Annotated in this window: 22 protein-coding genes; 17 read left to right on the top strand and 5 right to left on the bottom strand. The window is 68.9% G+C overall.

What is annotated here, in order from left to right; genetic code table 11:
- The first annotated feature begins 20 nt into the window (after positions 1-20).
- The 10 genes from ACU5AX_RS01980 (at position 21) to ACU5AX_RS02025 (ending at position 13,649) form a co-directional block, all read left to right on the top strand.
- Positions 21-2,087: a M13 family metallopeptidase gene (locus ACU5AX_RS01980; protein ID WP_446689450.1), complete on the top strand. Its 2,067-nt coding sequence runs from the start codon at positions 21-23 to the stop codon at positions 2,085-2,087.
- Positions 2,088-2,250: 163 nt separating this feature from the next.
- Positions 2,251-4,272, top strand: a complete 2,022-nt coding sequence (locus ACU5AX_RS01985; RefSeq protein WP_446689451.1) for a M13 family metallopeptidase — start codon at positions 2,251-2,253, stop codon at positions 4,270-4,272.
- Positions 4,273-4,364: 92 nt separating this feature from the next.
- On the top strand, positions 4,365-6,746 hold the full coding sequence (locus ACU5AX_RS01990; protein WP_446689452.1) for a hybrid sensor histidine kinase/response regulator: 2,382 nt from the start codon (positions 4,365-4,367) through the stop codon (positions 6,744-6,746).
- A 58-nt stretch (positions 6,747-6,804) separates the two neighbouring features.
- Positions 6,805-7,155: a response regulator gene (locus tag ACU5AX_RS01995; protein WP_198352973.1), complete on the top strand. Its 351-nt coding sequence runs from the start codon at positions 6,805-6,807 to the stop codon at positions 7,153-7,155.
- Positions 7,156-7,237: 82 nt separating this feature from the next.
- Positions 7,238-8,005: an SDR family oxidoreductase gene (locus ACU5AX_RS02000; protein WP_446689453.1), complete on the top strand. Its 768-nt coding sequence runs from the start codon at positions 7,238-7,240 to the stop codon at positions 8,003-8,005.
- A 7-nt stretch (positions 8,006-8,012) separates the two neighbouring features.
- A complete protein-coding gene (locus tag ACU5AX_RS02005; RefSeq protein ID WP_446689454.1) occupies positions 8,013-8,927 on the top strand; it encodes a glycoside hydrolase family protein in 915 nt (304 codons plus the stop codon).
- A 43-nt stretch (positions 8,928-8,970) separates the two neighbouring features.
- Complete coding sequence (ilvD, locus tag ACU5AX_RS02010; protein WP_446689455.1) at positions 8,971-10,689, top strand: dihydroxy-acid dehydratase; 1,719 nt, start codon at positions 8,971-8,973, stop codon at positions 10,687-10,689.
- Positions 10,676-11,077, top strand: a complete 402-nt coding sequence (locus ACU5AX_RS02015; protein ID WP_446689456.1) for a hypothetical protein — start codon at positions 10,676-10,678, stop codon at positions 11,075-11,077. Before ilvD ends, ACU5AX_RS02015 begins: the two co-directional genes overlap by 14 nt.
- Positions 11,074-12,465: an NAD(P)H-hydrate dehydratase gene (locus ACU5AX_RS02020; protein ID WP_446689457.1), complete on the top strand. Its 1,392-nt coding sequence runs from the start codon at positions 11,074-11,076 to the stop codon at positions 12,463-12,465. The genes ACU5AX_RS02015 and ACU5AX_RS02020 overlap by 4 nt, the downstream gene beginning before the upstream one ends.
- Entirely contained in the window at positions 12,462-13,649 is a 1,188-nt protein-coding gene (locus tag ACU5AX_RS02025) for a class I SAM-dependent RNA methyltransferase (RefSeq protein ID WP_446689458.1), read from the top strand. Before ACU5AX_RS02020 ends, ACU5AX_RS02025 begins: the two co-directional genes overlap by 4 nt.
- Here the strand turns inward: ACU5AX_RS02025 and truA are convergent, their stop codons facing one another.
- Entirely contained in the window at positions 13,650-14,393 is a 744-nt protein-coding gene (gene truA / locus ACU5AX_RS02030; RefSeq protein ID WP_446689459.1) for a tRNA pseudouridine(38-40) synthase TruA, read from the bottom strand.
- On the bottom strand, positions 14,390-15,301 hold the full coding sequence (fmt, locus tag ACU5AX_RS02035; protein WP_446689460.1) for a methionyl-tRNA formyltransferase: 912 nt from the start codon (positions 15,299-15,301) through the stop codon (positions 14,390-14,392). The genes truA and fmt overlap by 4 nt, the downstream gene beginning before the upstream one ends.
- A gap of 53 nt (positions 15,302-15,354) precedes the next feature.
- Here fmt and recR point away from each other — a divergent pair, with 53 nt between their 5' ends.
- The 7 genes from recR (at position 15,355) to ACU5AX_RS02070 (ending at position 20,593) form a co-directional block, all read left to right on the top strand.
- Positions 15,355-15,951, top strand: coding sequence for a recombination mediator RecR (recR, locus tag ACU5AX_RS02040; RefSeq protein ID WP_198352964.1), 597 nt, complete (start codon positions 15,355-15,357; stop codon positions 15,949-15,951).
- 46 nt (positions 15,952-15,997) lie between these two features.
- Positions 15,998-16,522 carry a peptide deformylase gene (gene def, locus ACU5AX_RS02045; RefSeq protein WP_446689461.1) on the top strand — a complete coding sequence of 175 codons (525 nt, stop codon included), beginning with the start codon at positions 15,998-16,000 and terminating at the stop codon, positions 16,520-16,522.
- Between the two features lie 78 nt (positions 16,523-16,600).
- Entirely contained in the window at positions 16,601-16,945 is a 345-nt protein-coding gene (locus ACU5AX_RS02050) for a hypothetical protein (protein WP_446689462.1), read from the top strand.
- A 20-nt stretch (positions 16,946-16,965) separates the two neighbouring features.
- Positions 16,966-17,715, top strand: a complete 750-nt coding sequence (locus ACU5AX_RS02055; protein WP_446689463.1) for a M48 family metallopeptidase — start codon at positions 16,966-16,968, stop codon at positions 17,713-17,715.
- Positions 17,716-18,474 carry a hypothetical protein gene (locus ACU5AX_RS02060; RefSeq protein ID WP_446689464.1) on the top strand — a complete coding sequence of 253 codons (759 nt, stop codon included), beginning with the start codon at positions 17,716-17,718 and terminating at the stop codon, positions 18,472-18,474.
- A gap of 167 nt (positions 18,475-18,641) precedes the next feature.
- A complete protein-coding gene (locus tag ACU5AX_RS02065; protein ID WP_446689465.1) occupies positions 18,642-20,084 on the top strand; it encodes a DNA recombination protein RmuC in 1,443 nt (480 codons plus the stop codon).
- A 293-nt stretch (positions 20,085-20,377) separates the two neighbouring features.
- Positions 20,378-20,593 (top strand): hypothetical protein, encoded by a 216-nt coding sequence (locus ACU5AX_RS02070; RefSeq protein ID WP_446689466.1) that lies wholly within the window; start codon positions 20,378-20,380, stop codon positions 20,591-20,593.
- A gap of 3 nt (positions 20,594-20,596) precedes the next feature.
- Here the strand turns inward: ACU5AX_RS02070 and ACU5AX_RS02075 are convergent, their stop codons facing one another.
- From ACU5AX_RS02075 to ACU5AX_RS02085, 3 genes are read right to left on the bottom strand one after another with little or no spacing between them, the layout of a single operon-like run.
- The gene (locus ACU5AX_RS02075) at positions 20,597-21,397 is read right to left on the bottom strand and encodes a TrmH family RNA methyltransferase (RefSeq protein WP_446689467.1); all 801 of its coding nucleotides are present in this window, start codon (positions 21,395-21,397) and stop codon (positions 20,597-20,599) included.
- Positions 21,398-21,434: 37 nt separating this feature from the next.
- Positions 21,435-21,707 (bottom strand): HPr family phosphocarrier protein, encoded by a 273-nt coding sequence (locus ACU5AX_RS02080; protein ID WP_198352958.1) that lies wholly within the window; start codon positions 21,705-21,707, stop codon positions 21,435-21,437.
- The gene (locus ACU5AX_RS02085) at positions 21,704-22,111 is read right to left on the bottom strand and encodes a PTS sugar transporter subunit IIA (RefSeq protein WP_198353416.1); all 408 of its coding nucleotides are present in this window, start codon (positions 22,109-22,111) and stop codon (positions 21,704-21,706) included. The genes ACU5AX_RS02080 and ACU5AX_RS02085 overlap by 4 nt, the downstream gene beginning before the upstream one ends.
- Position 22,112: the final 1 nt, after the last annotated feature.

Consider the following 22,112-nt stretch of genomic DNA (forward strand, 5'->3'; position numbering starts at 1 on the left):
TACTTTCTCAAGGACCAACGATGCGCAAAACGGTTCTCGCCGCCTGTCTGCTTGCCTCCGCCGCCACCGGTGCCGTCTACGCCCAGACCGCCACGACCGGCGCGACCGCGACCGCGCCGGGCAAGCCGCAGCTCGGCGACTTCGGCGTCGACCTGAGCGCGATGGACAAGGCCGTGTTGCCGGGCAACGACTTCTATAATTACATCAACGGCGCCTGGATGAAGCGCACCGAAATCCCCGCCGACCGCGCCAGCTGGGGCGGCTTCGCGATCCTCGCCGACCTGTCGGAGAAGCGGACGCGTCAGGTGATCGAGGACGCCGCCGCGGCCCCGTCGAGCAACGGTGCGATGAGCATCAACGACAAGATCGGCGTCACCTACGCGACCTTCATGGATCAGGCCGCGATCGAAAAGGCGGGCGCAGCACCGCTGCAGCCGCGCCTCGCCAAGATCGCCGCGATCAACTCGCAGGCGGATCTCGCCAAGGCGTTCGCCGAGGCGACGATGCACGGCATCGACGTGCCGGTTGGCGCGGGTATCGAGCAGGACCTCAAGGACAATACCGTCTATGCAGTCTACATGAGCCAGGGCGGGCTGGGCCTGCCCGACAAGGACTATTACCTCAAGGACGATCCCAAGTTCGCCGAGGCGCGGACCAAGTACGTCACCTATATCGCCGACATGATGCGCCTCGCCGGCCAGCCCGACCCGCAGGGCTCGGCGCAGCGGATCTACGACCTCGAGAAGCAGATCGCCCAGGTCCATTGGGATCGCGCCGAACTGCGCCAGGTCGAAAAGGGCTACAATCCGATGCAGGTGGCGCAGCTCGCCACCGCCATGCCGGGCTTCGACTGGCAGGGCATGCTCGCCGCGCAGGGGCTGGGCAGCCAGACCCGCGTCATCGTCGGCCAGCCGTCGGCGCTGACCGGCACCGCCAAGATCATCGTCGCGACGCCGCTGCCGGTGTGGAAGGAATATCTGGCGTTCCACACCATCTCCAACGCCGCGCCGCTGCTGTCGTCGCCCTTCGTCAACACCCAGTTCGCCTTCTACGGCACCACGCTGAACGGCACGCCGCAGCTCAAGGACCGCTGGAAGCGCGGCGTCGCGCTGGTCAACGGCAGCCTCGGCGAGGCGGTCGGCCAGGTCTATGTCCAGAAGTATTTCCCGCCCGAGTCGAAGGCCAAAGCGGATGAGCTGGTCCGCAACCTGATCGCGGCGATGGACATTCGTCTGTCGAAGCTGGAATGGATGGCACCCGAGACCAAGGTCAAGGCGCGGGCGAAGCTCGCCGCCTTCACGCCGAAGATCGGTTATCCGAACAAGTGGCGCGACTATTCGACGCTGCAGGTCGTCAAGGGTGACGTGCTGGGCAATGCCGATCGCGTCGCCGAATTCGAATATCGGCGCCAGCTCAACAAGATCGGCAAGCCGGTCGACCGCAGCGAATGGTTCATGACGCCGCAGACGGTCAACGCCTATGCCAATCCGCTGATGAACGAGGTCGTGTTCCCGGCCGCGATCCTGCAGCCGCCGTTCTTCGACCCGAACGCCGATCCGGCGGTCAACTATGGCGCGATCGGCGCGGTGATCGGTCACGAGCTGAGCCACCATTTCGATGACCAGGGCCGCAAGTTCGACCCGAAGGGCAATTTCTCCGACTGGTGGACGCCGCAGGACGTCACCCGCTTCAATGCGCTGACCGACAAGGTCGTCGCGCAATATGGCGCCTACGAGCCGATCCCCGGCAGCCATGTCAACGGCAAGCTGACGCTCGGCGAGAACATGGCCGATCTCGCCGGCATCAACGTCGCCTATGACGCCTATCAGCTGTCGCTGAAGGGCAAGAAGGCACCGGTGATCGATGGCTACACCGGCGACCAGCGCTTCTTCATGGGCTTCGGCCAGGTCTGGCAGACCAAGGCGCGCGAGGCGTCGATCAAGAACCAGCTGACCACCGATCCGCATACCCCGGGCCAGTGGCGCGCCTATGTCGTGCGCAACCTCGATCCCTGGTACGGGGCGTTCAGCGTCAAGCCGGGTCAGACCTATTATCTGGCGCCGCAGGACCGTATCCACATCTGGTAAGCGGCGAGGGGGGCGCGCGGGAACCGCCGCCCCTCCGCCATCGGGCGGGCGGTGGCCACGCATCGCGCCGCAACACGGGCGCGCCACATCGGGCACATGCGTGACGGCGTCACGTCGAGCCGGGCCCGCCGATCCCGTAAACAGGACATTTGGGAGGATGAGAATGAGAACGTTGCTGATTGCCGGCCTGCTTGGCGCCACCGCCGTCGCCGGCGTCGTCCATGCACAGAATGCGGCCTCCACCGCCGCCACCGGCGCGCCGCAGATCGGCCGCTTCGGCTTCGACGAACAGGGCATGGACAAGTCGGTCGCCCCCGGTGACGATTTCTATGCCTTCGCCAACGGCACCTGGGCCAAGACCACCGCGATCCCGGCGGACAAGGCGAGCTTCGGCGCGTTCGACACGCTCGCCGACCTGTCGCGCGACCGCACCCGCGGCATTCTCGAGGCGGCGGCGAAGCAGAAGGGGTCGAAGATCGGCACCGCTTATGCGACCTATCTCGACACCCAGACGATCGATGCCAAGGGACTCGCGCCGGTCAAGCCGTGGCTCGACAAGATCAAGGCGTCCACCAAGGCCAATTACGCGTCACTGATCGCGGAGGCCGATCGCAACGGCGTTGGCGTGCCGTTCGGCGCGGGCGTCGGTCAGGACGACAAGGCGCCCGAGACCTATATCGTCGAGATGCGCCAGTCCGGGCTCGGCCTGCCCGATCGCGATTATTACCTCGAGGCGAAGAACGCCAAGGAGAAGGCGGCCTACGAGGCGCATATCGCCAAGATGTTCACCCTCGCCGGCGAGCCCAATGCCGCCGCGCGCGCCAAGGCGCTGGTCGATTTCGAGACCCAGATCGCCCAGGTGAGCTGGACGCGGATCGACAGCCGCGACGCCAACAAGACCTACAACAAGATGTCGGTGGCGCAGCTGGTGCAGAGCGCGCCCGGCTTCGACTTCGTCACCTATCTCAAGGGCATCGGTACGCCGGTCGACACGCTGATCGTGTCGCAGCCGAGCGCGATCACGGGCATCGCCCGGCTGGTCGCCGCGGCACCGATCCAGGTGCTGCAGGATCAGTTGCTGCTGCGCACGCTCGACGGCTATGCCAGCGTCCTGCCGAGCGCCTTCGACCAGGAGCAGTTCGCCTTCTACGGCACGACCTTGTCCGGCACGCCGCAGCAGGAGGACCGGTGGAAGCGGGCGGTCGGCTTTGCCAGCGGTGCGCTGTCGGACGACGTCAGCAAGCTCTATGTCGCGCGCTATTTCCCGCCGGAGACCAAGGCGGCGGCCGACCAGTTGGTGCGCAACGTGCTCGCCGCCATGGGCAAGCGCATCGACGCGCTGGAATGGATGGCGCCGGAAACCAAGGTCAAGGCGCATGCCAAGCTCGCCGCCTTCACCCCCAAGATCGGCTATCCGAGCCGCTGGCGCGACTATGGCGCGCTGAAGATGGTGTCCGGCGACGCCTTCGGCAACGCGCTGCGCGCCCGCCGGTGGAACCACGACTATAACGTCCAGCATCTCGGCAAGCCGCTGCAGCGCTGGGAATGGGGCATGACCCCGATGACGGTCAACGCTTATGCCAATTTCGGCATGGTCGAGATCGTCTTCCCCGCCGCGATCCTGCAGCCGCCGTTCTTCGATCCCAAGGCGGATCCGGCGGTCAATTACGGCGGTATCGGCGCCGTGATCGGCCACGAGCTCAGCCACCATTTCGACGACCAGGGTTCGAAATACGACGCCCACGGCCAGCTCACCGACTGGTGGACACCGCAGGACGTCGCCCGCTTCAAGGCGCTGACCCAGCAGCTCGTCGACCAGTATGACGCTTACGAGCCGCTGCCCGGCATGCACGTCAAGGGCGCGTTGACGCTCGGCGAGAATACCGCCGACCTCGCCGGCCTGTCGGTCGCCTATGACGCCTACAAGGCGTCGCTCGGCGGCAAGCCGGCACCGACGATCGACGGCTTCACCGGCGACCAGCGCTTCTATCTTGGCTGGGCACAGGTGTGGCGGCGCAACTATCGCGAGGCCAACCTCAAGCAGCGGCTGATGACCGATCCGCATTCGCCGTCCGAGCAGCGCGCCTGGGTCGTCCGCAACCTCGACCCCTGGTACGCCGCCTACAATCCGGCGCCGACCGGCAAGCTGGTCCTGCCGCCGGAAAAGCGCGTCCGTATCTGGTAACTCCGCCTTCCCCCTCCCGCGCATCGGGAGGGGGCGTCGCCGGGGCGCTATCCGCTTGACGGCGGTGGCTCCCCGGCCCGAAGAACGCGGCAATGGCCTCGCTTCCATTCCCTGCCGGTCCGTCCCCCGTTCGCGCGGCCGCCCTGGTCGCTGCCGGCACCGCGCTGGCGGCGGGCCTGGTCGTGTTCCTGCTGGTAGGCAGTGCCTGGATCGCCGCCGGCTTCCTCGCCGCCGCGCTCGCCGTCGCGGGCATCGCGATCGCCGTCCGCCTGCTCGCGCCGGTTGCTGCCGTCGAGGCGCGCAGCATCGACTGGGGCTTCACCCGCGCCATCGCCCAGGCGAGCGGCGACGCGATCGCGATCACCGACCGCGCCGGCCGCCTGGTCTGCGCCAACGACGCCTACGATCTGCTGTTCGCCGGTTTCCCGACCCCGCCCGGGCTGCCGCTCGATGATGATGGCGTCGCCCGGCTCAGCGAGGCCGGCCGTACCGCCTGGCGCGACGGGATGGGCGAAGTCGCCGGCCTCGGCACGCTCGGCCGTCGGCTGACTGCCCAGGTCACCCGGGCCGGTGAAGATGGCGACTTGCTGATCTGGCGGTTCGCCGTCGTCGAACAGCGCGATCTCGCCGCCTCGGCCGAGCAGTTTCTTGCCGGCCCGGCGGGCGATCGGCTCGGCGCCGCGGGCGTGATGGCGGCGTTGCTCGGCCCGGACGGCCGGGTCCGCGCCGCCAATCGCGTCCTCGCCTTGCGTGCGCTCGGCGCGCCGGGGCGGCTGGAGGGGCGCGACTTCGGCCGCCTGCTGATCACCGACAGCCGCCGCCTCGTCCGCTTCGAGCGGGAGGGCCTCGACGGCACGCCGCTCCGCGTCGTCCAGATCCCGTTCCTCGAGGGGCAGGACGCGCCCGTCCTCGTCATGCTGCTCGACGACGAGGACAGCGCCCCGGCGATCGGCGCCAGCGCCTCGGCGCACGTCCGCAGCCTGGTCAGCCTGATGCCGTTCGGCATGGCACTGGTCGACCGCGAGGGTCGCTTCCTGCAGATGAACGACGCCTTCGTCCGCGCCGGACAGGTCGACCCCCAGGCGCCGCCGCTCTATCCCGGCGACCTGGTGGTGCGCGAGGACAAGGCGGCGGTGGCGGATGCGATCCGGCGCTTCGCCAGCGGGGCGACCCATTCGTCCGACATGGCCGTCCGCCTGAAGGAACATCCCGAGGAGCCAGTGGTGCTGACCATCGCCGGCGCGCGCGGGCTGGGCGATGCCGCCGTGTTGCTCAGCCTCAAGGACAATAGCGAGGAAAGCCGGTTGAAGCGCGAGGTCGCGCAGGCGACCAAGATGCAGGCGGTGGGCCAGCTCGCCGGCGGCGTCGCGCACGATTTCAACAACATCCTGACCGCGATCATCGGTCATTGCGACCTGATGATGATGCGCCATTCGCCCGGCGACAGCGATTACGACGACATCCAGCAGATCCGCACCAATTCCAACCGTGCCGCCAGCCTGACCCGCCAGCTGCTCGCCTTCAGCCGGCAGCAGACGCTGCGCCCGCAGGTGTTGCAACTGCCCGATGTCGTCGCCGAGGTGTCGAGCCTGCTCAAGCGGCTGATGGGCGAGCAGATCCGCCTCGATGTCAGTCATGGCCGCGGCCTCGGTGCGGTGCGTGCCGATCCGGGACAGCTCGAGCAGGTCGTCGTCAACCTCGCGGTCAATGCCCGCGACGCGATGCTCGCCACCAATCCGCGCGGCGGCGGCACGCTGACCATCCAGACCAAGGCGGTCAGCGCCGCCGAGGTACGGGCGATGGCATCCGACATCCTGCCCGTCGCCGAATATACCGCGCTGATCGTCAGCGACACCGGCACCGGCATCCCGCCCGAGGTGCTGCCCAAGATCTTCGAGCCCTTCTTCACCACCAAGGAGGTGGGCAAGGGCACCGGCCTCGGCCTGTCGACCGTCTATGGCATCGTCAAACAATCGGGCGGCTGGATCTTCGCCGATTCCAAGCCGGGCGAGGGGGCGGTCTTCTCCATCTATCTGCCCGTCCACGCCGCCGGCACCGCGGCCCGGCCGCAGCCGCAGCGTCCCGCCCCCAAGCCGGTCGAGATGTGGGGCACCGGCACCATCCTGCTGGTCGAGGACGAGGACATGGTCCGCGCCGTCGCCGAACGCGCGCTGACGCGGCAGGGCTATACGGTGATGACCGCAGAGAATGGCGAGGCGGCGCTCGACCTGCTCGACCGCAACGGCCGGCCCGATCTGCTGATCAGCGACGTCGTCATGCCGACGATGGACGGGCCGACGATGGTCCGCCATGCGCGCGACCGCTACCCCGACCTGCCGATCATCTTCATGTCCGGCTATGCCGAGGAGCAATTGCGCAAATCGATCGACATCGACAATGTCGCCTTCCTGCCCAAGCCCTTCTCGGTGCAGCAACTGGCCGAGGCGGCGCGCGACGTTCTGGTCTCGACCTGACACGGCAGGCGCGAACAAGCTGTTGGCAAAGCGCGACGAGCCGCGATAAGGCGCGACCATGCCAGCGCCGACCCAAATCCTGATCGTCGAGGACGAGCCCCTGATCGCCATGATGCTCGAGGATTTCCTCGACGTGCTCGACAAACAGCATGCCGGTACCGTCGACTCCGTCGCCAGCGCACTGGCGCGGGTGCAGGACGGCGGCATCGACGCCGCGATCCTCGACGTCAATCTGCGCGGTGGCGAAAAGAGCACCCCGGTCGCCGAGGCACTGGCCGCCCAGAATATTCCGTTCGTCTTCGCGACCGGCGGCGGCGACGACAGCGTCGACGCGCAATTCCGGGACCGGCCGGTCCTCCAGAAGCCGTTCACCATGGACGGGGTGGCGAAGGCGCTCGACGGCCTCTGATTCATCGCGGCGACAGCCCTGCCGCCGCGGATCGTGACGCATCTGTCACGGAACTTGCGGCCGCGCGAAACGCTCGGTCGCCATGACCGAACAGCCCATAGCCATCGTCACCGGCGGTGAATCCGGAATCGGCGCGGCCTGCGTCCAGGCCTTGGCCGCGGCCGGCGCCCGCGTCGCCTTCACCTATTTCAAGGACAGATCGGCCGCCGACCAGGTCGCCGACCACGCGGGCGGTGCCGGCCACGCCCTTGCCGTGCAATGCGACGTCGGTGACGAGGCGGCGGTCGAGGCGCTGTTCGCGGAGACCGAGAAGGCGTTCGGGACCGCCAATTGGCTGGTCAATTCCGCCGGACTCAACATGAGCGGCGTCCGCCTCGTCGACATGGAGCTGGCGCAGTTCGATCGCGTCCTCCACGCCGATCTGGTCGGCCCGTTCCTCACCTGCCGCCGCTTCGCCCGCGCGCTGACCGGCGCCAAGCTGGGCGGGCGGATCGTCAACATCTCCTCGATCCACGAACGCGCGCCGCGTGCCGGCGGCGTCGATTATGACGCGGCCAAGGGTGGCTTGGCGCAGCTCACCGCGACGCTGGCGCTCGAACTCGCGCCGCAGCAGATCGCGGTGAACGGCGTCGCGCCCGGCATGATCCTGACGCCGATGAATGAAAAGGCGGTCGAAGACGTCGATTATCGCCGCAAGCTCGAAGCGAATATCCCATGGGGCCGAGCCGGTCGCCCGGACGAGGTCGCCGCCCTGGTCGCCTTCTTGCTGTCGCCGGCCGCCGATTACATCACCGGCACGACCGTGACGATCGACGGCGCCTTGGCGCAGGTCGTGGCACCGGGAGCCTGATTCGATCATGCCGACCTATGCCGTCGAACAGCTCGACGCCGTCACCATCGCGCCCGGTTCGCCGCTCGACGGCATGGACCTGATGAGCCCCTTTGTCTGGGCGGAGGGTGGCCGCTACCGCATCCTGGTGCGCGGCGTGCCCGATCCGCTCGGGCCGCACGATCCGACCGGGCTGATCGCCAGCGGCTGGAGCCACGATGGCCTGCACTTCACGCTCGACCAGACGATCGCGATCGGCCCCGGCAGCGATCCGGCGGACGCGGACGCCGGCGGTTGCGAGGACCCGACCGCCGTAACCGATGCAGACGGTCAGTATGTCGTCTATTACACCGGGGTCGACGCGGCTCGCGCGCAAGGCGTGATGATCGTCGCCACCGGCCCGTCGCTCGATCGGCTCACCAAGCAGCGCATCGTGCTCGCCGCCCCGCCCGGAGAGGGCAACATCAAGGAAGCGACCGTCGTGCAGACGCCGTCCGGCGACTGGCGCCTGTTCTACGAATATGCCGCTGCGGAAGAGGGCGGGGTCGGTGCCTCGCGGGTCGGCATCGCTGCGGCGAGCCGATTGCACGACCGCTGGCAGTCGCTCGCCGACCCGTTTCCGATCCGCGCCGGGGCTTGGGACAATTGGCATCTGTCGACCGGGCCGATCTGCCAATTGCCCGGCGCCGACCCGGTGATGTTCTACAATGGCGCGACGGTCGATGCGCGCTGGCGGATCGGCTGGATCAGCTTCTCGGCCGATTATACTGCGGTGACCGGCCGCGGCCTCGAACCCGTCATCCTGCCGCCGCCACCGGTCGATCGCAGTAAGACCGACATCGCCTTCGCCGCCTCGACGATCATCGAGGACGGGATGATCTCCCTCTATTATTCGCTGGAGGATCGGACGCTGCACCGCGCGCGTATCCGTTATTACGCGTAACAAGCTTGCGTTTGAGGCGGGTCTTGCGCAATAGGCCTGCGCCATGACCCGTTTCGACAAGTCCCGCCTGCCAAGCCGCCACGTGTCGGTTGGCCCCGAACGCGCACCGCATCGTTCCTATTACTACGCCATGGGCATCGACGAGGCGGACATCGCCAAGCCCTTCGTCGCGCTCGCCAGCGCCGGCAACAATTCGGCGCCGTGCAACACGACGCTCGACGCCCAGGCCGACGCGGCGCAGTCCGGTGTGGTGCAGGGCGGCGGCCTGCCGCGCCGCTTCAACACCATCACCGTCACCGATGGCATCGCCATGGGCCATCAGGGGATGAAGGCCAGCCTGGTCAGCCGCGAGGTGATCGCCGATTCGGTCGAACTCAGCGTCCGCGGCCATTGCTATGACGCGTTGGTCGGCTTCGCCGGCTGCGACAAGTCGCTGCCCGGCATGATGATGGCGATGCTGCGGCTCAACATCCCGTCGATCTTCGTCTACGGCGGCTCGATCCTGCCCGGCCGCTTCCAGAACCGCGACGTCACCGTCGTCGACGTCTTCGAGGTGGTCGGCAAATATGCCGCCGGCGCCTGTCCGTTGTCGGAGGTGCACGAACTCGAGAAGGTCGCCTGTCCCGGCCACGGCGCCTGCGGCGGCCAGTTCACCGCCAACACCATGGCCTGCGTCGGCGAGGCGATCGGGCTCAGCCTGCCGAACAGCAACATGACGCCGGCCCCCTATAGCAGCCGCGAACAGATCGCCGTCGCGGCCGGCGCGCAGGTGATGGAGCTGGTCGAGCGTCAGCTGCGCCCCCGCGACATCTGTACCCGCGCCGCCTTCGTCAACGCCGCGCGCGTCGTCGCCGCCACCGGCGGGTCGACCAACGCCGCGCTGCACCTGCCGGCGATGGCGAATGAGGCGGGCATCGACTTCGATCTGTTCGACGTCGCCGAGGCGTTCAAGTCGACTCCCTATATCGCCGACCTCAAGCCCGGCGGCCGCTATGTCGCCAAGGACATGTACGAGGCGGGCGGCGTCTACATGCTGATGAAGACGATGCTGGCGGGCGGTCTGCTCGACGGTGACTGTCTGACCGTCACCGGCAAGACGCTCGGCGAGAACATCGACCAGGTGACGTGGAATCCCGACCAGAAGGTGATCTACGACGTCAGGACGCCGATCACCCCGACCGGTGGCGTCGTCGGCCTGCGCGGCAGCCTCGCCCCGGACGGCGCGATCGTGAAGGTCGCCGGCATGCACCGCCTCCAGTTCGAAGGCCCTACGCGCTGCTTTGATCGCGAAGAGGACGCCTTCGCCGCGGTCGAGGCGCGTGAGATCCGCGAGGGCGAGGTGATCGTCATCCGTTACGAAGGACCGAAGGGCGGCCCCGGCATGCGCGAGATGCTGTCGACCACCGCCGCGCTCTACGGCCTCGGCATGGGTGAGAAGGTCGCGCTGATCACCGACGGCCGCTTCTCGGGCGGCACCCGCGGCTTCTGCATCGGCCACGTCGGTCCGGAGGCGGCGGAGGGTGGTCCGATCGCGCTGGTCGAGGATGGCGATACGATCCGCATCGATGCCGAGGCGGGGACGATCGATCTGCTCGTCGCCGACGACGTGCTCGCCGATCGCCGCGCGGCGTGGCGGCCGCGGATGAACGATTACCAGTCGGGCGCATTGTGGCGCTATGCCCAGAACGTCGGACCAGCCTGGCGCGGCGCCGTCACCCATCCGGGAGCGCGCGCCGAAACCCATGTCTTTGCGGACATCTGATGTCGTCGCGGCGGGCGGGCTGATCCTGCTCGCCGCCTGTTCGCGCGGCGACGACCGCACCGCCAATACCCAGGCGCTGGCCGGTTTCGAGGCACAGCAGCGCGCCGCGGCGGAGGATGACGGCCGCATCCTGTGCGCGCACGGCGATGCCGCATGGGCGCGCGCCTGTACCGTGGAGCAGACGCAGACGGCGGCGGGTTTGGTGCTGACCGTGCGCCATGCCGACGACGGGCGCTTCCATCGCCTGCTCGTGACCCGCGATGGCCGCGGCGTGGCGGCCGCTGACGGCGCGCAGCCGGCGGCCGTCCGTGTCGTCGACAGCGGTATCGAGGTGACGATCGCCGGCGACCGCTACCGCCTGCCCGCGACCGTGCGGGGCCGCTCGTGATCCCGATCGAAGGCTGGCCGATCCTTGCCACTGACGAAATGCGGGCGGTGGAGGCGCGCCTGTTCGCGGGCGGGGTCACGACCGACGCGCTGATGGCGAGGGCGGGGCAGGGGATCGCCCTGGCGGTGCATCGCTTCGCCACCGCGGCCGAGGTGCTAGTCCTCTGCGGCACCGGCAACAACGGCGGCGACGGCTATGTCGCCGCGGCCGCGCTGCGCCGCCTCGGGCACGCCGTTCGCGTCGCCGCTAGCGGCCAGCCGCGTACGGACGTCGCGACCCGCGCCCGCGCGCAGTGGCAGGGGCCGGTCGAACCGCTCGCGGATGCCGCACCGGCGCCGATCGTTGTCGACGCCATCGTCGGCATCGGCGCGACGCGGCCGCTGGCCGACGCGATCGATGCACCGCTCGCCCGCTTGCGTGCCGCGGCGAGGATGATGATCGCGGTCGATCTGCCCAGCGGGGTGACGACCGACACCGGCGAACTGCCGCCCTGGCTCGGCGATGCCGCGGTCGACCTGACGCTCGCTCTCGGTGCGGTGAAGCCCGCGCATGTCCTGCAACCCGGCGCACGCGGCTGCGGGACCGTCCGGCTGATCGACATCGGGCTCGCCATCGCGGAGCCGGCGGTGTCGGTCGCAGCCAAGCCGCACTTTCGCGACCCCGGCCCGGCCTCCCACAAATACAGCCGCGGTATGGTTGCGATCGTCACCGGCGGCATGGCCGGCGCCGCGCGGCTGGCGGGCGAGGCGGCATTGCGCGCCGGTGCCGGCTATGTCGCGCTCTATGGTGACGAGGGGCAGGGCGGCCCCGCCGCCATCGTCCATCGCCCCTTCGATCCCGCCGCGCTGCACGACCACCGGATCGGGGCCATCGTCATCGGCCCCGGCCTCGGTCGCGACGATGCCGCCAGGGCCAGGGTCGCCGCGGTGCTTTCCGACCACGATCACCCGCTGCTGGTCGACGGCGACGCGCTGCATCTCGTCACGCCCGCGGCGCTGCGGGCACACGGCGGCCGGATCGTGCTGACTCCGCACGCCGGCGAATTCGAGGCGCTGTTCGGCGACGGCGACGGCACAGCGATGGACCGCGCCCGCGACGCGGCGCGGCGATCCGGCGCGATCGTCGTGCTCAAGGGGCCGACGACCATCGTCGCGTCGGCCGAGCGTGCCGAATTGCTGCCCGGCGGTAATCCGTGGCTGTCGACGGCGGGGACCGGGGACGTTCTTGCCGGCGCGATCGCCGCGCAGCTCGCCCATCCGCACGCCGATCCCTTCGCAGCGGCGGTCGCCGGCGTCTGGCTGCACGCCCGCGCCGCGCGCCTGTCCGGGAAAAGCTTCATCGCCGATGACTTGGCAAGCGCGCTCACCGCCGCCAGAGCGGGCGCGTGACCGACACCGATACGATCCTGCGCGTCGCCGCCCGTGGCGACGGCATCACCGCCGACGGGCGCCATGCCGCCTTCGCCGCGCCCGGCGACCGCCTTGCCGCCGACGGCAGCGTCATCGCGGGGCCGCACCATCAGCAGCCGCCGTGCCGCCATTTTCCCGAATGCGGCGGCTGCCAGCTGCAGCATCTCGACGATGCCAGCTACGCGGCGTTCTGCACCGACCGCATCGTCTCGGCGCTCGACGCTCAGGGCCTTAACGCGCCGATGCGCGCGCCGGCATTGTCGCCGCCCAACACCCGACGACGCGCGACGCTGCACGCCGAGGCCAAGGGCGGGCGCGTGCTGATCGGCTTCACCGCCGCCAAGAGCCATGCGATCGTCGACATCGCCGAATGCCATATTCTCGCGCCCGAGCTGTTCGCGCTGGTCGCGCCGCTCCGCGGCATGCTGCAGCGGCTGAAACTGCGCCGCCGCGCTGACATCCACCTGACGCTCGCCGACCAGGGCGTCGACCTGCTCGTCACCGGCCTCAGCGCGGACGGGCTCGCCGCGGCCGAGGCGATCACCCGCTTCTGCGAGACGCATCGCATCGCCCGCTTCGCGCTCGACGATGGTCTCGGTCCCGAGACGCGCTGGGAGCCGCAGGGCGTGACGATCACGCTTGGCGGCGTGCCGGTGCCGCTGCCCCCCGCCGCCTTTCTGCAGGCGACGCGCGAGGGCGAGGCGACGCTGGTTGCTGCGATGCGCGAGGCGGTGGCGGGCGCGGCGACGGTCGCCGATCTGTTTGCCGGTCTCGGCACCTTCGCGCTTGCGCTGCCGGCCAAGGTCTATGCCGCCGAAGGGGCACGCGACGCCCTGTTCGCGCTCAAGGCGGCCGCCGGCCGCGCCCAGCGGCCCGTCTTCGCCGAGCATCGCGATCTCTACCGCCGCCCGCTCACCGTCGCGGAGCTCGACCGGTTCGAGGCGGTCGTCCTCGACCCGCCGCGCGCCGGCGCCCGCGACCAGGTCGAGGCGCTCGCCGCCTGCCAGGTGCCGGTGGTCGGCTATGTCTCGTGCAACCCGAGCAGCTTCGCGCGCGATGCCAAGGCAATGGTCGACAAGGGCTGGCGGCTCGACTGGGTCCAGCCGGTCGGCCAGTTCCGCTGGTCGACGCATGTCGAACTGGCGGCGCGCTTCGTGCGCTGATCAGTCGGGGTAGACGGCGGCCACGAAGAACAGCCCGTCAGGCGGCGCGTTGAGGCCGAGCCGCGCCCGGTCGCGCGCCGCCAGCGCGATGCCGACATCGTCGGGCGACCAGCGCCCCATGCCGACCAGGGCGAGGCAGCCGACCATCGAGCGCACCTGATGGTGCAGGAACGAGCGCGCCTCGGCGAACACCGTCACCCGCTCGCCCGCGCGCTGCACTTCGAGCCGGCCCAGCGTGCGCACCGGCGAATCCGCCTGGCAATGCGCCGAGCGGAAGGTGGTGAAGTCATGCCGGCCCACCAGTCGCCGCGCGCCGGCCTGCATTGCTGCCGCATCGAGCGGCTGCGGCACCTGCCACGCCAGTCCCGCCTCGACGGTCAGCGGCGCACGCCGGTTGACAATGCGATATTCGTAGGCGCGCCCCAGACAGGAGAAGCGCGCGTGCCAATCGTCGGCGACGACGTCGCAGGCGAGGATCGCCACCGGCGCCGGCCGCAGCAGCGCGTTCAGCGCCTCCATCAGCCGGAACGGCGCGATCGGCTTGGCGATGTCGACATGGGCGCGCATCCCCAGGCCGTGGACGCCCGCATCGGTCCGTCCGGCGCAATGCACCGCCGCCGCCTCGCCGGTAACCGCCAGCACCGCCCCCTCGATCGCGCCCTGCACGCTCGGACCGTGCGCCTGCCGTTGCCAGCCCATGAACGGCCGGCCATCATATTCGACGGTCAGCGCGAACCGCGTCAAAGCGCGGTGTCCGTCGGGATCGGGAAGCCGCGCAGCATCTCCTCGGCGCTGGTCACGCCGCGGCCGGCACGCTGCGCCAGCGTCGCACGCACCGCGCCGTCGCCGCAGGCGATGGTCAGCCGATCGTCGACCGTCTCGCCCGCGCCGCCCGGGAAGGTGAACGGCAGCACGTCGCAGGCGAGCAGCTTGATCCGCTCGCCACGCACCTCGAACCAGGCGCCGGGGGCGGGGTTCATCGCGCGCACCAGCCGCTCGACGGCGACCGCGCTCTGCGTGAAGTCGATCCGCGCCTCCGCCTTGTCGATCTTGGCGGCATAGGTGACGCCCTCGTCGCGCTGCGCGACCGCGGGATGCGCGTCGAGATCGCCGAGCACCTCGACCATCAATCGCGCGCCGAGTGCCGCCAGCTCGCCGGTCAGTTCGCCCGCGGTCTTGTGGTCCACCGCGACGTGGCCCTCGAGCCGCACCGGCCCGGTATCCAGCCCGGCCTCCATCTGCATGATGCCGACGCCGGTTTCCGTATCGCCCGCCAGGATCGCCCGCTGCACCGGCGCCGCTCCGCGCCAGCGCGGCAGCAGCGAGCCGTGGACGTTGAGACAGCCATGCTTCGGCACCGCCAGCACCGCCTTGGGCAGGATCAGGCCATAGGCCGCGACCACCGCCACGTCGGGCGCCAACGCCGCGAACGCCGCCTGCGCCTCGGCATCCTTCAACGAGACCGGCGTGCGCACCGGCACGCCCAGCGCCTCCGCCCGCTGCTGGACGGGGGAGGGGACGAGCTCGCGACCCCGTCGACCGCCGGGGCGCGGCGGCTGGCTGTAGGCGGCGACGATCTGATGCCCCGCGGCGACCAGCGCCTCCAGCGTCGGCACCGCGAATTCGGGAGTTCCCATGAAGACGATCCGCATCGCGCACCTTCAACGCGCTGGCGGCGGGCGGCGCAACCCCCTATCTGTTCCCCATGGCGTCTCCCGAAATCGAAGCGCTCACCCAGGCGCTGGCGCGTCTGCCCGGCCTTGGTCCCCGTTCGGCCCGGCGCGCCGTGCTGCATCTGCTCAAGAAGCGCGAGGCCGCGCTCGGTCCGCTGCGCGCCGCGCTCGAGGCGGTCGACGAGCGGCTGGAGACCTGCGCGACCTGCGGCAATGTCGACACCGCCAATCCTTGCGCGATCTGTGCCGACCCGCGCCGCGACCAGCGCTCGCTGTGCGTGGTCGAGGAGGTCGCCGATCTCTGGGCGCTGGAACGCTCGCGCCTATTTCCGGGCCGCTTCCACGTGCTCGGTGGCCGCCTGTCGGCACTGGAGGGTGTCCGGCCGGAGGATTTGGCGATCGACGCGCTGGTCCGCCGGATCGAGGCGGGCGGTATCGACGAGGTCGTGCTGGCGATGAATGCGACGCTCGAAGGACAGACCACCGCCCATTACCTGGCCGACCGGATCGAACGCTTCCCGGTCCGCGTCACCCAGCTCGCCCACGGCCTGCCGGTCGGCGGCGAACTCGACTATCTCGACGAGGGCACGCTGGCGCAGGCGCTGCGGGCCCGCCGCCCCGTGGCGTGATGCCGCCGGCTTGACGCCCCGCCCGCCGCGCCATAGCTGACCCGCCATGGCTGTCCTCCCCATCGTCGAAGTTCCCGATCCGCGCCTGCGCCTCGTCTCCAAGCCCGTCGCGGCGATCACCGACGAGACGCGCACCCTCGTCGCGGACATGATCGACACCATGTACGACGCACACGGCATCGGCCTCGCCGCCATCCAGGTCGGCGTCGACCAGCGCATCCTTGTCATCGACCTGCAGGAGGACGAGGACGAGGAGGGCAAGCCGATCCGCAAGCCGCATGCCTATATCAACCCGGAGATCCTCTCGCTGTCGGACGAGCTGTCGACCTACAACGAAGGCTGCCTGTCGATCCCGGAGCAATATGCCGAGGTCAAGCGCCCCGCCCGCTGCCGCGTGAAGTGGCAGGACGAAACCGGTGCGGCGCACGAGCAGGACCTCGACGGGCTGCTCGCCACCTGCATGCAGCATGAGATCGATCATCTGAACGGCGTGCTGTTCATCGACCATATCAGCCGCCTGAAGCGCGAGATGCTGATGAAGAAGCTCACCAAGGCGCGCCGCGCGGACTGAGGTTCCGCATCAAAACCGTTGCCTGCCCTTGACGGGTCGAAAGACCGCGCCACGATAATCCCCACATCGGGGGGTGGCATGAAGACGATCCGGGTTCAGGACACGCCGGCGGCGGCGTGGGGAAATGTCGTCGGCATTCCGCCGCACATGACCAATTTCGTCGCGCGTATCGAGCGGCAAGCGCAGATGGATCCTCGCGCCTACCGCCGACGCGTGGCGATCGCAGGATTGCTGGGCTATGTGGTGATCGGCGGCCTGGTGCTAATCGCGCTAGGGCTTGCCGCCGCGTGTGTTGGATTGATCATCTACGCACCGCAGGCGGTCGGTTTCGAGATCAAGCTCCTTTTGTGTTCGGCATGCTGGCCGTCGGGATCGTACGGGCACTATGGGTGCGAGAGGAACCGCCCGAGGGCCACGCGGTGAATCCTGCGCAAACACCTGCGTTGTTCGCGCTGGTCGAGGAGGTTCGAGGGACGACCGGCGGCCCGGTCGTTCACGAGATACGGATTATCGACCGCCTTAACGCAGCGATCATTCAGTCGCCCCGCTGCTTCGGCCTCGGTAACCGCAACACGCTGTTCATCGGCGCCCCTCTTCTACAGGCGACCGAGGTTGATGAATGCCGAGCCATCATCGCGCACGAGATGGGCCATTTCATTGGCGCCCACGGTCGCTCCGCCGGCTTCGTCTACCGGGTGCGACGGCGTTGGTCCCAGATTGCGGAGAGGCTGTCCGACGGCGTGTTCGCACGGCTGCTGAAACGGTTTTTCGATTGGTATGGCCCATGGTTCGCCTCCTACAGCTTCGTTCTCGCTCGACAGCAGGAGTATGAGGCCGACCGGATCGCAGCGATTGCCGAGGGTAAGGAGGTTGCGGCGCGCGCGTTGCTTCGGGTGACCTGCCAGCATGCGCGGCACGAACAGGTCTGGCGCGCTGTCTGGGAGCAGGCTCACCTCAGGGCTGATCCGCCGACTTCCCCGACAGCGATAAGCGGCTGCGCCATGGAAGGGCCTGACGATCAGGATCAGTTCGCAATCGATCGCGAACTCGAAAGCCTGCCCGGCCTCGGCGACACGCACCCGGGACTAGCCTCGCGACTGGCGGCCTTGGGTGTGGAGCCGTTCGTTCCGCCGCCGCTCGCAGGCGGCTCTGCATTCGACCTGCTGGGCGAAGCGCGAGTCGCCATCGCGTAGATGCTCGACGATGATTGGCATGCGGGTTGTTCCCCACACTGGGCGGAACGCTTTCGGGAGCGGCAGGACGCGATCAGTGAACGCGCCGCGTTGTCGGACTCGCTGGCCCGTGACGAGATTGACGATGACGGGCGCTTTCGACTGGCAGAACTGATCGAGCAAATCGATGGTCCCATTGCCGGCGCGACCGCATTCGACGACGTCGCCAAAGTCGTGGCCGATCCTGGTCCGGCTCTGTCGCGCCAGGGAATCGCTCTTCTCGATGCTGGGCAGGACGCCGGCTTGCCGCTGCTCGAGCATGCGGCTGAGCGGTTTCCCGGCGTTGCCGATCGCCTGTACGACCATATCATCGCCTATTTGGAGGGGGCAGGCCGGCGCGAGGAAGCCAGTCGCTATCGCGCGCTGCTTCGGCAGGCGCAGGACATTTCGGAGCAGCGCCGCATAGAGGCAGAAGGCATCGACGAGGCCGTTGAACTTCGGCCACTGACGGACGACGTGCATGCTGCCGCAGTGGCCTCCGTCGTGGGCGTTGACGGCGTCCGACGGCTTTACGTCGCATTGCGACACCTGCCCGTGGCAGGTACTGACCAACTGATCTGCGTCGTCCAGCCAGGCTCCGGGCGAAGCGGCCAGGAAGTCGTCGGCGACGTGCTGGCGCGACTGGCGCAAGTTTGCGACGTCTTGTGCATACAAGGTTCGCGCGACCGACGCTGGCTTGTCCGGCGACTCGAGGCGGTTGAGGGAGGCCGCCTCGTATGACGATCGGCATCGCTTCGCCCTACGCATACCAACTATTCCCTGTCCTACAGGCCTCGTTCGATCTATGTTCCTTGACGGGGCGGCGCGTGCGTCGTTCATGACTGTCGCAAGCAATGGTCGCACACCCCGACCGGGTGAGACCTTTAGGACTTTTCGAGGGGTAAGGCGTGGAGCAGATCATCATCGTCGCCATTCTGGCGCTTGCCGCGGGCCTTCTTGTCGGCTGGCTGGTCGCCGGGCGACGCGCCGCTGGCCTGGCGGCCGAACTGGCGGTGGCGCGCAGCAAGGTCGCCGATGCGGAACTGGTCCGCCAGGCGCGCGACGCGGTCGAGCGGGAACGCAACGAGGCGATGCGCGAGGCGGCATCGCTGCGCGCGCAGACCGACGAGCGCCTCGGGCTTGCCGATCGGCTGCAGCGCGAGCTCGCCACGGTGCGCGCCGATCGCGACGCCGCCCGCGCCGAGATCGCGGCCTTGCGCGCGCAGGGCGAGGCGTTCGAAGCGCGGTTGGTCGAATTGCGCGAGGCAAAGGACGTCATGGCGGCGCAGTTCGGCGAGGTCGCCAACCGCCTGCTGTCCGACGCGCAAAAGGCGTTCCTGGAGCGGGCCGAGGCGCGCTTCCGCCAATCGGAGGAAAGCGCCGGCCAGAACCTCAAGGCGCTGTTGCAGCCGGTCAACGAGCGACTGTCGCGCTACGAGGAGGGGGTCGCCAAGGTCGAGGCGGAGCGCCGCGACGCCTTCGGCGATCTCAAGGGGCAGATCGAGCAGATGCGCCTGGGTCAGGAGCGCGTCTCCGGCGAGGCGGCGAAGCTGGTCAATGCATTGCGCAACGCGCCCAAGGCGCGCGGTCGCTGGGGCGAGCAGCAATTACGCAACGTGCTGGAAAGCTGCGGTCTTTCCGAACACACCGATTTCGCGATGGAGGTCAGCGTCGCCGACGGCGAGGGCGGCCGGCTGCGCCCCGACGCCATCGTCCGCGTGCCGGGCGGCAAGTCGCTCATCATCGACGCCAAGGTGTCGCTCAACGCCTATCAGGACGCCTTCGGCGCGGTGGACGAGGCGGAGCGGCAGATCGGCCTCGCCGCCCACGCCCAGTCGATGCGCGTCCATGTCAACGGCCTCGGCAACAAGGCCTATTGGGCGCAATTCGACGACGCGCCCGAATATGTCATCATGTTCGTTCCCGGCGAGCATTTCCTCTCGGCGGCGCTCGAGCACGATCCGACCTTGTGGGACTTCGCCTTCGACAAGCGCGTCCTTCTTGCCACCCCGACCAATCTGATCGCCATCGCCCGCACGGTCTCGGCGGTGTGGCGGCAGGAGAAGCTGGCCAGCCAGGCGCGCGAGATCGGTACGCTCGGCAAGGAATTGTACCAGCGGCTGGCGGTGATGGGCGGCCATGTCGCGCGGCTCGGCAAGAACCTCGACACCGCGATGGGCGCGTACAACGCCTTTGTCGGCAGCCTCGAAAGCCAAGTGCTGACCAGTGCCAAGCGGTTCGAATCGCTCAACATCGACACCGGCGGCAAGGCGATCGACGCGCTGCCGGTCGGCGAACAGAATGCCCGGCCGCTGACCAAGCTGACGGCTGCGGTGCCCGAGGAGGTGTGAGGTGGCGCGCGGCCGGACCATGCGGTTGTCGCCATCTCGATGGCGCAGCAGCGGGATCGGGCGGCGTAGCGCCGGACTTCCCGTCGCCTCCACCCGTGCTGATGGCGTCGACCAATGTGGCGCTGATCGGCGTGACCCGTGGCGATGCCCGACGGCTGACCCGCGCGGCCGCCATAAACTTCGCTCAACGCGAAAAGGTCCCTGTGTCTCGGACATATTTTCGCGCTCCGGCGTTGGACCGTCGAAACTGTCAGTATTTCTGACGGTTCGCGAAGGAGAGCGATGTGGGCGGCATGTACCGGGGCACGCTGGTCATGGATCAGGACGGGGTGATGGATGGGATGGTGGCGGGCGACGTGATCGTCCGGCGCGGCTGCCGCGTGCGGATCGCCGGCATGGTCAGCGGCGATCTGCGCGTCGAGCAGGGTGCCGAGGCGCATGTCTCCGGCATGATCGCCGGTCGTATCCATCAGGATGGCGGCCGGATCCTGGTCTCCGGCCTCGTTTGAGCGTCACCCGCGCTGCTGCGCGAGCACCTCATAGGCCATCACCGCCGTCGCCACCGCCGCGTTCAGGCTGTCGGCCTTGCCGAGCATGGGAATCTTGACCAGCAGGTCGCAGGCGGCGGCATAGTCCGCCGGCATGCCTTGCGCCTCGTTGCCGGTGAGCAGGAAAGTGGGAGCGGCGTAGCGCGCCGCCCGGTAATCCTGGTCGGTGTCGAGGCTGAGGCCGACCAGTTGCCCCGGTCCCTGGCGCAGCCAGTCGAGGAAGGACTGCCAGTCGGTATGCACCACCGGTACCGTGAACAGCGCGCCCATGCTCGCCCGCACCGCCTCGACCGAGAAGGGGTCGACGCTCTCGCCGATCAGGATCAGCCCGCCCGCGCCCACCGCATCGCCGGTGCGCAGGATCGTACCGAGGTTGCCTGGATCGCGCAGCCGCTCGGCGACCAGCCAGATACCCGAACGGTCGCGCTCGAGGTCGCCCAGGCCGACGTCGAATTCGTCGAACACCCCGACGACCGCCTGTGGATTGTCCTTGCCGGACAGCTTGGACAGGATGTCGGGGGTGGTCTGGATCGACTCGCCGCCGGCCGCCTCGACCTCGACCGACAGGGCATGGACGAGCGGATGGCCGGCGCTCTGCCCGGCATAGAAGAGCAGTCGCGGGATACGCCCGGTTTCGCGCGCCTCGGTCAGGATGCGCAATCCCTCGGCGAGGAATTGGCGGGCGGCGCGGCGATGACGCTTGTCGCGCAGGTCGCGGACACGCTTGACGAGCGGATTGGAAAAGGCGGTGATCTCTCGCGGCATGGTGTCCCCTCCCGCATCCGCGGGCGGGTCTGCAAGCTCAATCTTCGCCGAACTTGGCTTCGACCAATTCGCACAGCGCTGACACCGCCTGATCGGCGCCGTCTCCCGCCGCGCTGATCGTGATCGTGTCGCCCATCGCCGCGCCCAGCATCATCAGGCCCATGATCGATGTGCCCGTGACGGCGCCGTCATCCTTGCGGACCTGCACTTCGCAGGGCTGCGTCGAAGCCAGCGTCACGAACTTGGCGCTGGCGCGCGCGTGGAGGCCGCGCTTGTTGGTGATCAGTACGGCCCGCTCCACCGCGCTCATGCGGCGGCCTCGCCGAGCACCTCGGAAGCGACCGAGATATATTTGCGCCCCGCCTCGCGCGCGGCGGCGACCGCCTCGACCACCTTCATCGAGCGACGCGCCGAGCCCAGGCGGATCAGCATCGGCAGGTTCATCCCCGCAATCACCTCCACCCGGCCTCGCTCCATCAGGGAGATGGCGAGGTTCGACGGCGTGCCACCGAACAGGTCGGTCAGCACGATCACGCCGCGACCGGCATCGACGGCGCCGATCGCCTCGGCGATGTCGGCCCGCCGCGTCTCCATGTCGTCGTCCGGACCGATCGAGATCGTCGCGATCCGCTCCTGCGGGCCGACGACATGGATCATCGCGGTCACGAACTCCTCGGCGAGCCGGCCGTGAGTCACCAGAACAAGGCCAATCATG

The sequence above is a fragment of the Sphingomonas benefaciens genome, from assembly GCF_052907485.1.

Excerpts from the sequence above, each read along its gene's own strand:
- ACU5AX_RS02085 (WP_198353416.1), bottom strand. The coding sequence starts at position 22,111 with ATGATTGGCCTTGTTCTGGTGACTCACGGCCGGCTCGCCGAGGAGTTC.
- def (WP_446689461.1), top strand. The coding sequence starts at position 15,998 with ATGGCTGTCCTCCCCATCGTCGAAGTTCCCGATCCGCGCCTGCGCCTC.
- ACU5AX_RS02060 (WP_446689464.1), top strand. The coding sequence starts at position 17,716 with ATGCTCGACGATGATTGGCATGCGGGTTGTTCCCCACACTGGGCGGAA.
- ilvD (WP_446689455.1), top strand. The coding sequence starts at position 8,971 with ATGACCCGTTTCGACAAGTCCCGCCTGCCAAGCCGCCACGTGTCGGTT.
- ACU5AX_RS01990 (WP_446689452.1), top strand. The coding sequence starts at position 4,365 with ATGGCCTCGCTTCCATTCCCTGCCGGTCCGTCCCCCGTTCGCGCGGCC.
- ACU5AX_RS01985 (WP_446689451.1), top strand. The coding sequence starts at position 2,251 with ATGAGAACGTTGCTGATTGCCGGCCTGCTTGGCGCCACCGCCGTCGCC.
- ACU5AX_RS02080 (WP_198352958.1), bottom strand. The coding sequence starts at position 21,707 with ATGAGCGCGGTGGAGCGGGCCGTACTGATCACCAACAAGCGCGGCCTC.
- ACU5AX_RS01980 (WP_446689450.1), top strand. The coding sequence starts at position 21 with ATGCGCAAAACGGTTCTCGCCGCCTGTCTGCTTGCCTCCGCCGCCACC.
- ACU5AX_RS01995 (WP_198352973.1), top strand. The coding sequence starts at position 6,805 with ATGCCAGCGCCGACCCAAATCCTGATCGTCGAGGACGAGCCCCTGATC.
- ACU5AX_RS02050 (WP_446689462.1), top strand. The coding sequence starts at position 16,601 with ATGAAGACGATCCGGGTTCAGGACACGCCGGCGGCGGCGTGGGGAAAT.
- ACU5AX_RS02000 (WP_446689453.1), top strand. The coding sequence starts at position 7,238 with ATGACCGAACAGCCCATAGCCATCGTCACCGGCGGTGAATCCGGAATC.
- ACU5AX_RS02070 (WP_446689466.1), top strand. The coding sequence starts at position 20,378 with ATGTACCGGGGCACGCTGGTCATGGATCAGGACGGGGTGATGGATGGG.
- recR (WP_198352964.1), top strand. The coding sequence starts at position 15,355 with ATGGCGTCTCCCGAAATCGAAGCGCTCACCCAGGCGCTGGCGCGTCTG.
- ACU5AX_RS02005 (WP_446689454.1), top strand. The coding sequence starts at position 8,013 with ATGCCGACCTATGCCGTCGAACAGCTCGACGCCGTCACCATCGCGCCC.
- ACU5AX_RS02075 (WP_446689467.1), bottom strand. The coding sequence starts at position 21,397 with ATGCCGCGAGAGATCACCGCCTTTTCCAATCCGCTCGTCAAGCGTGTC.
- fmt (WP_446689460.1), bottom strand. The coding sequence starts at position 15,301 with ATGCGGATCGTCTTCATGGGAACTCCCGAATTCGCGGTGCCGACGCTG.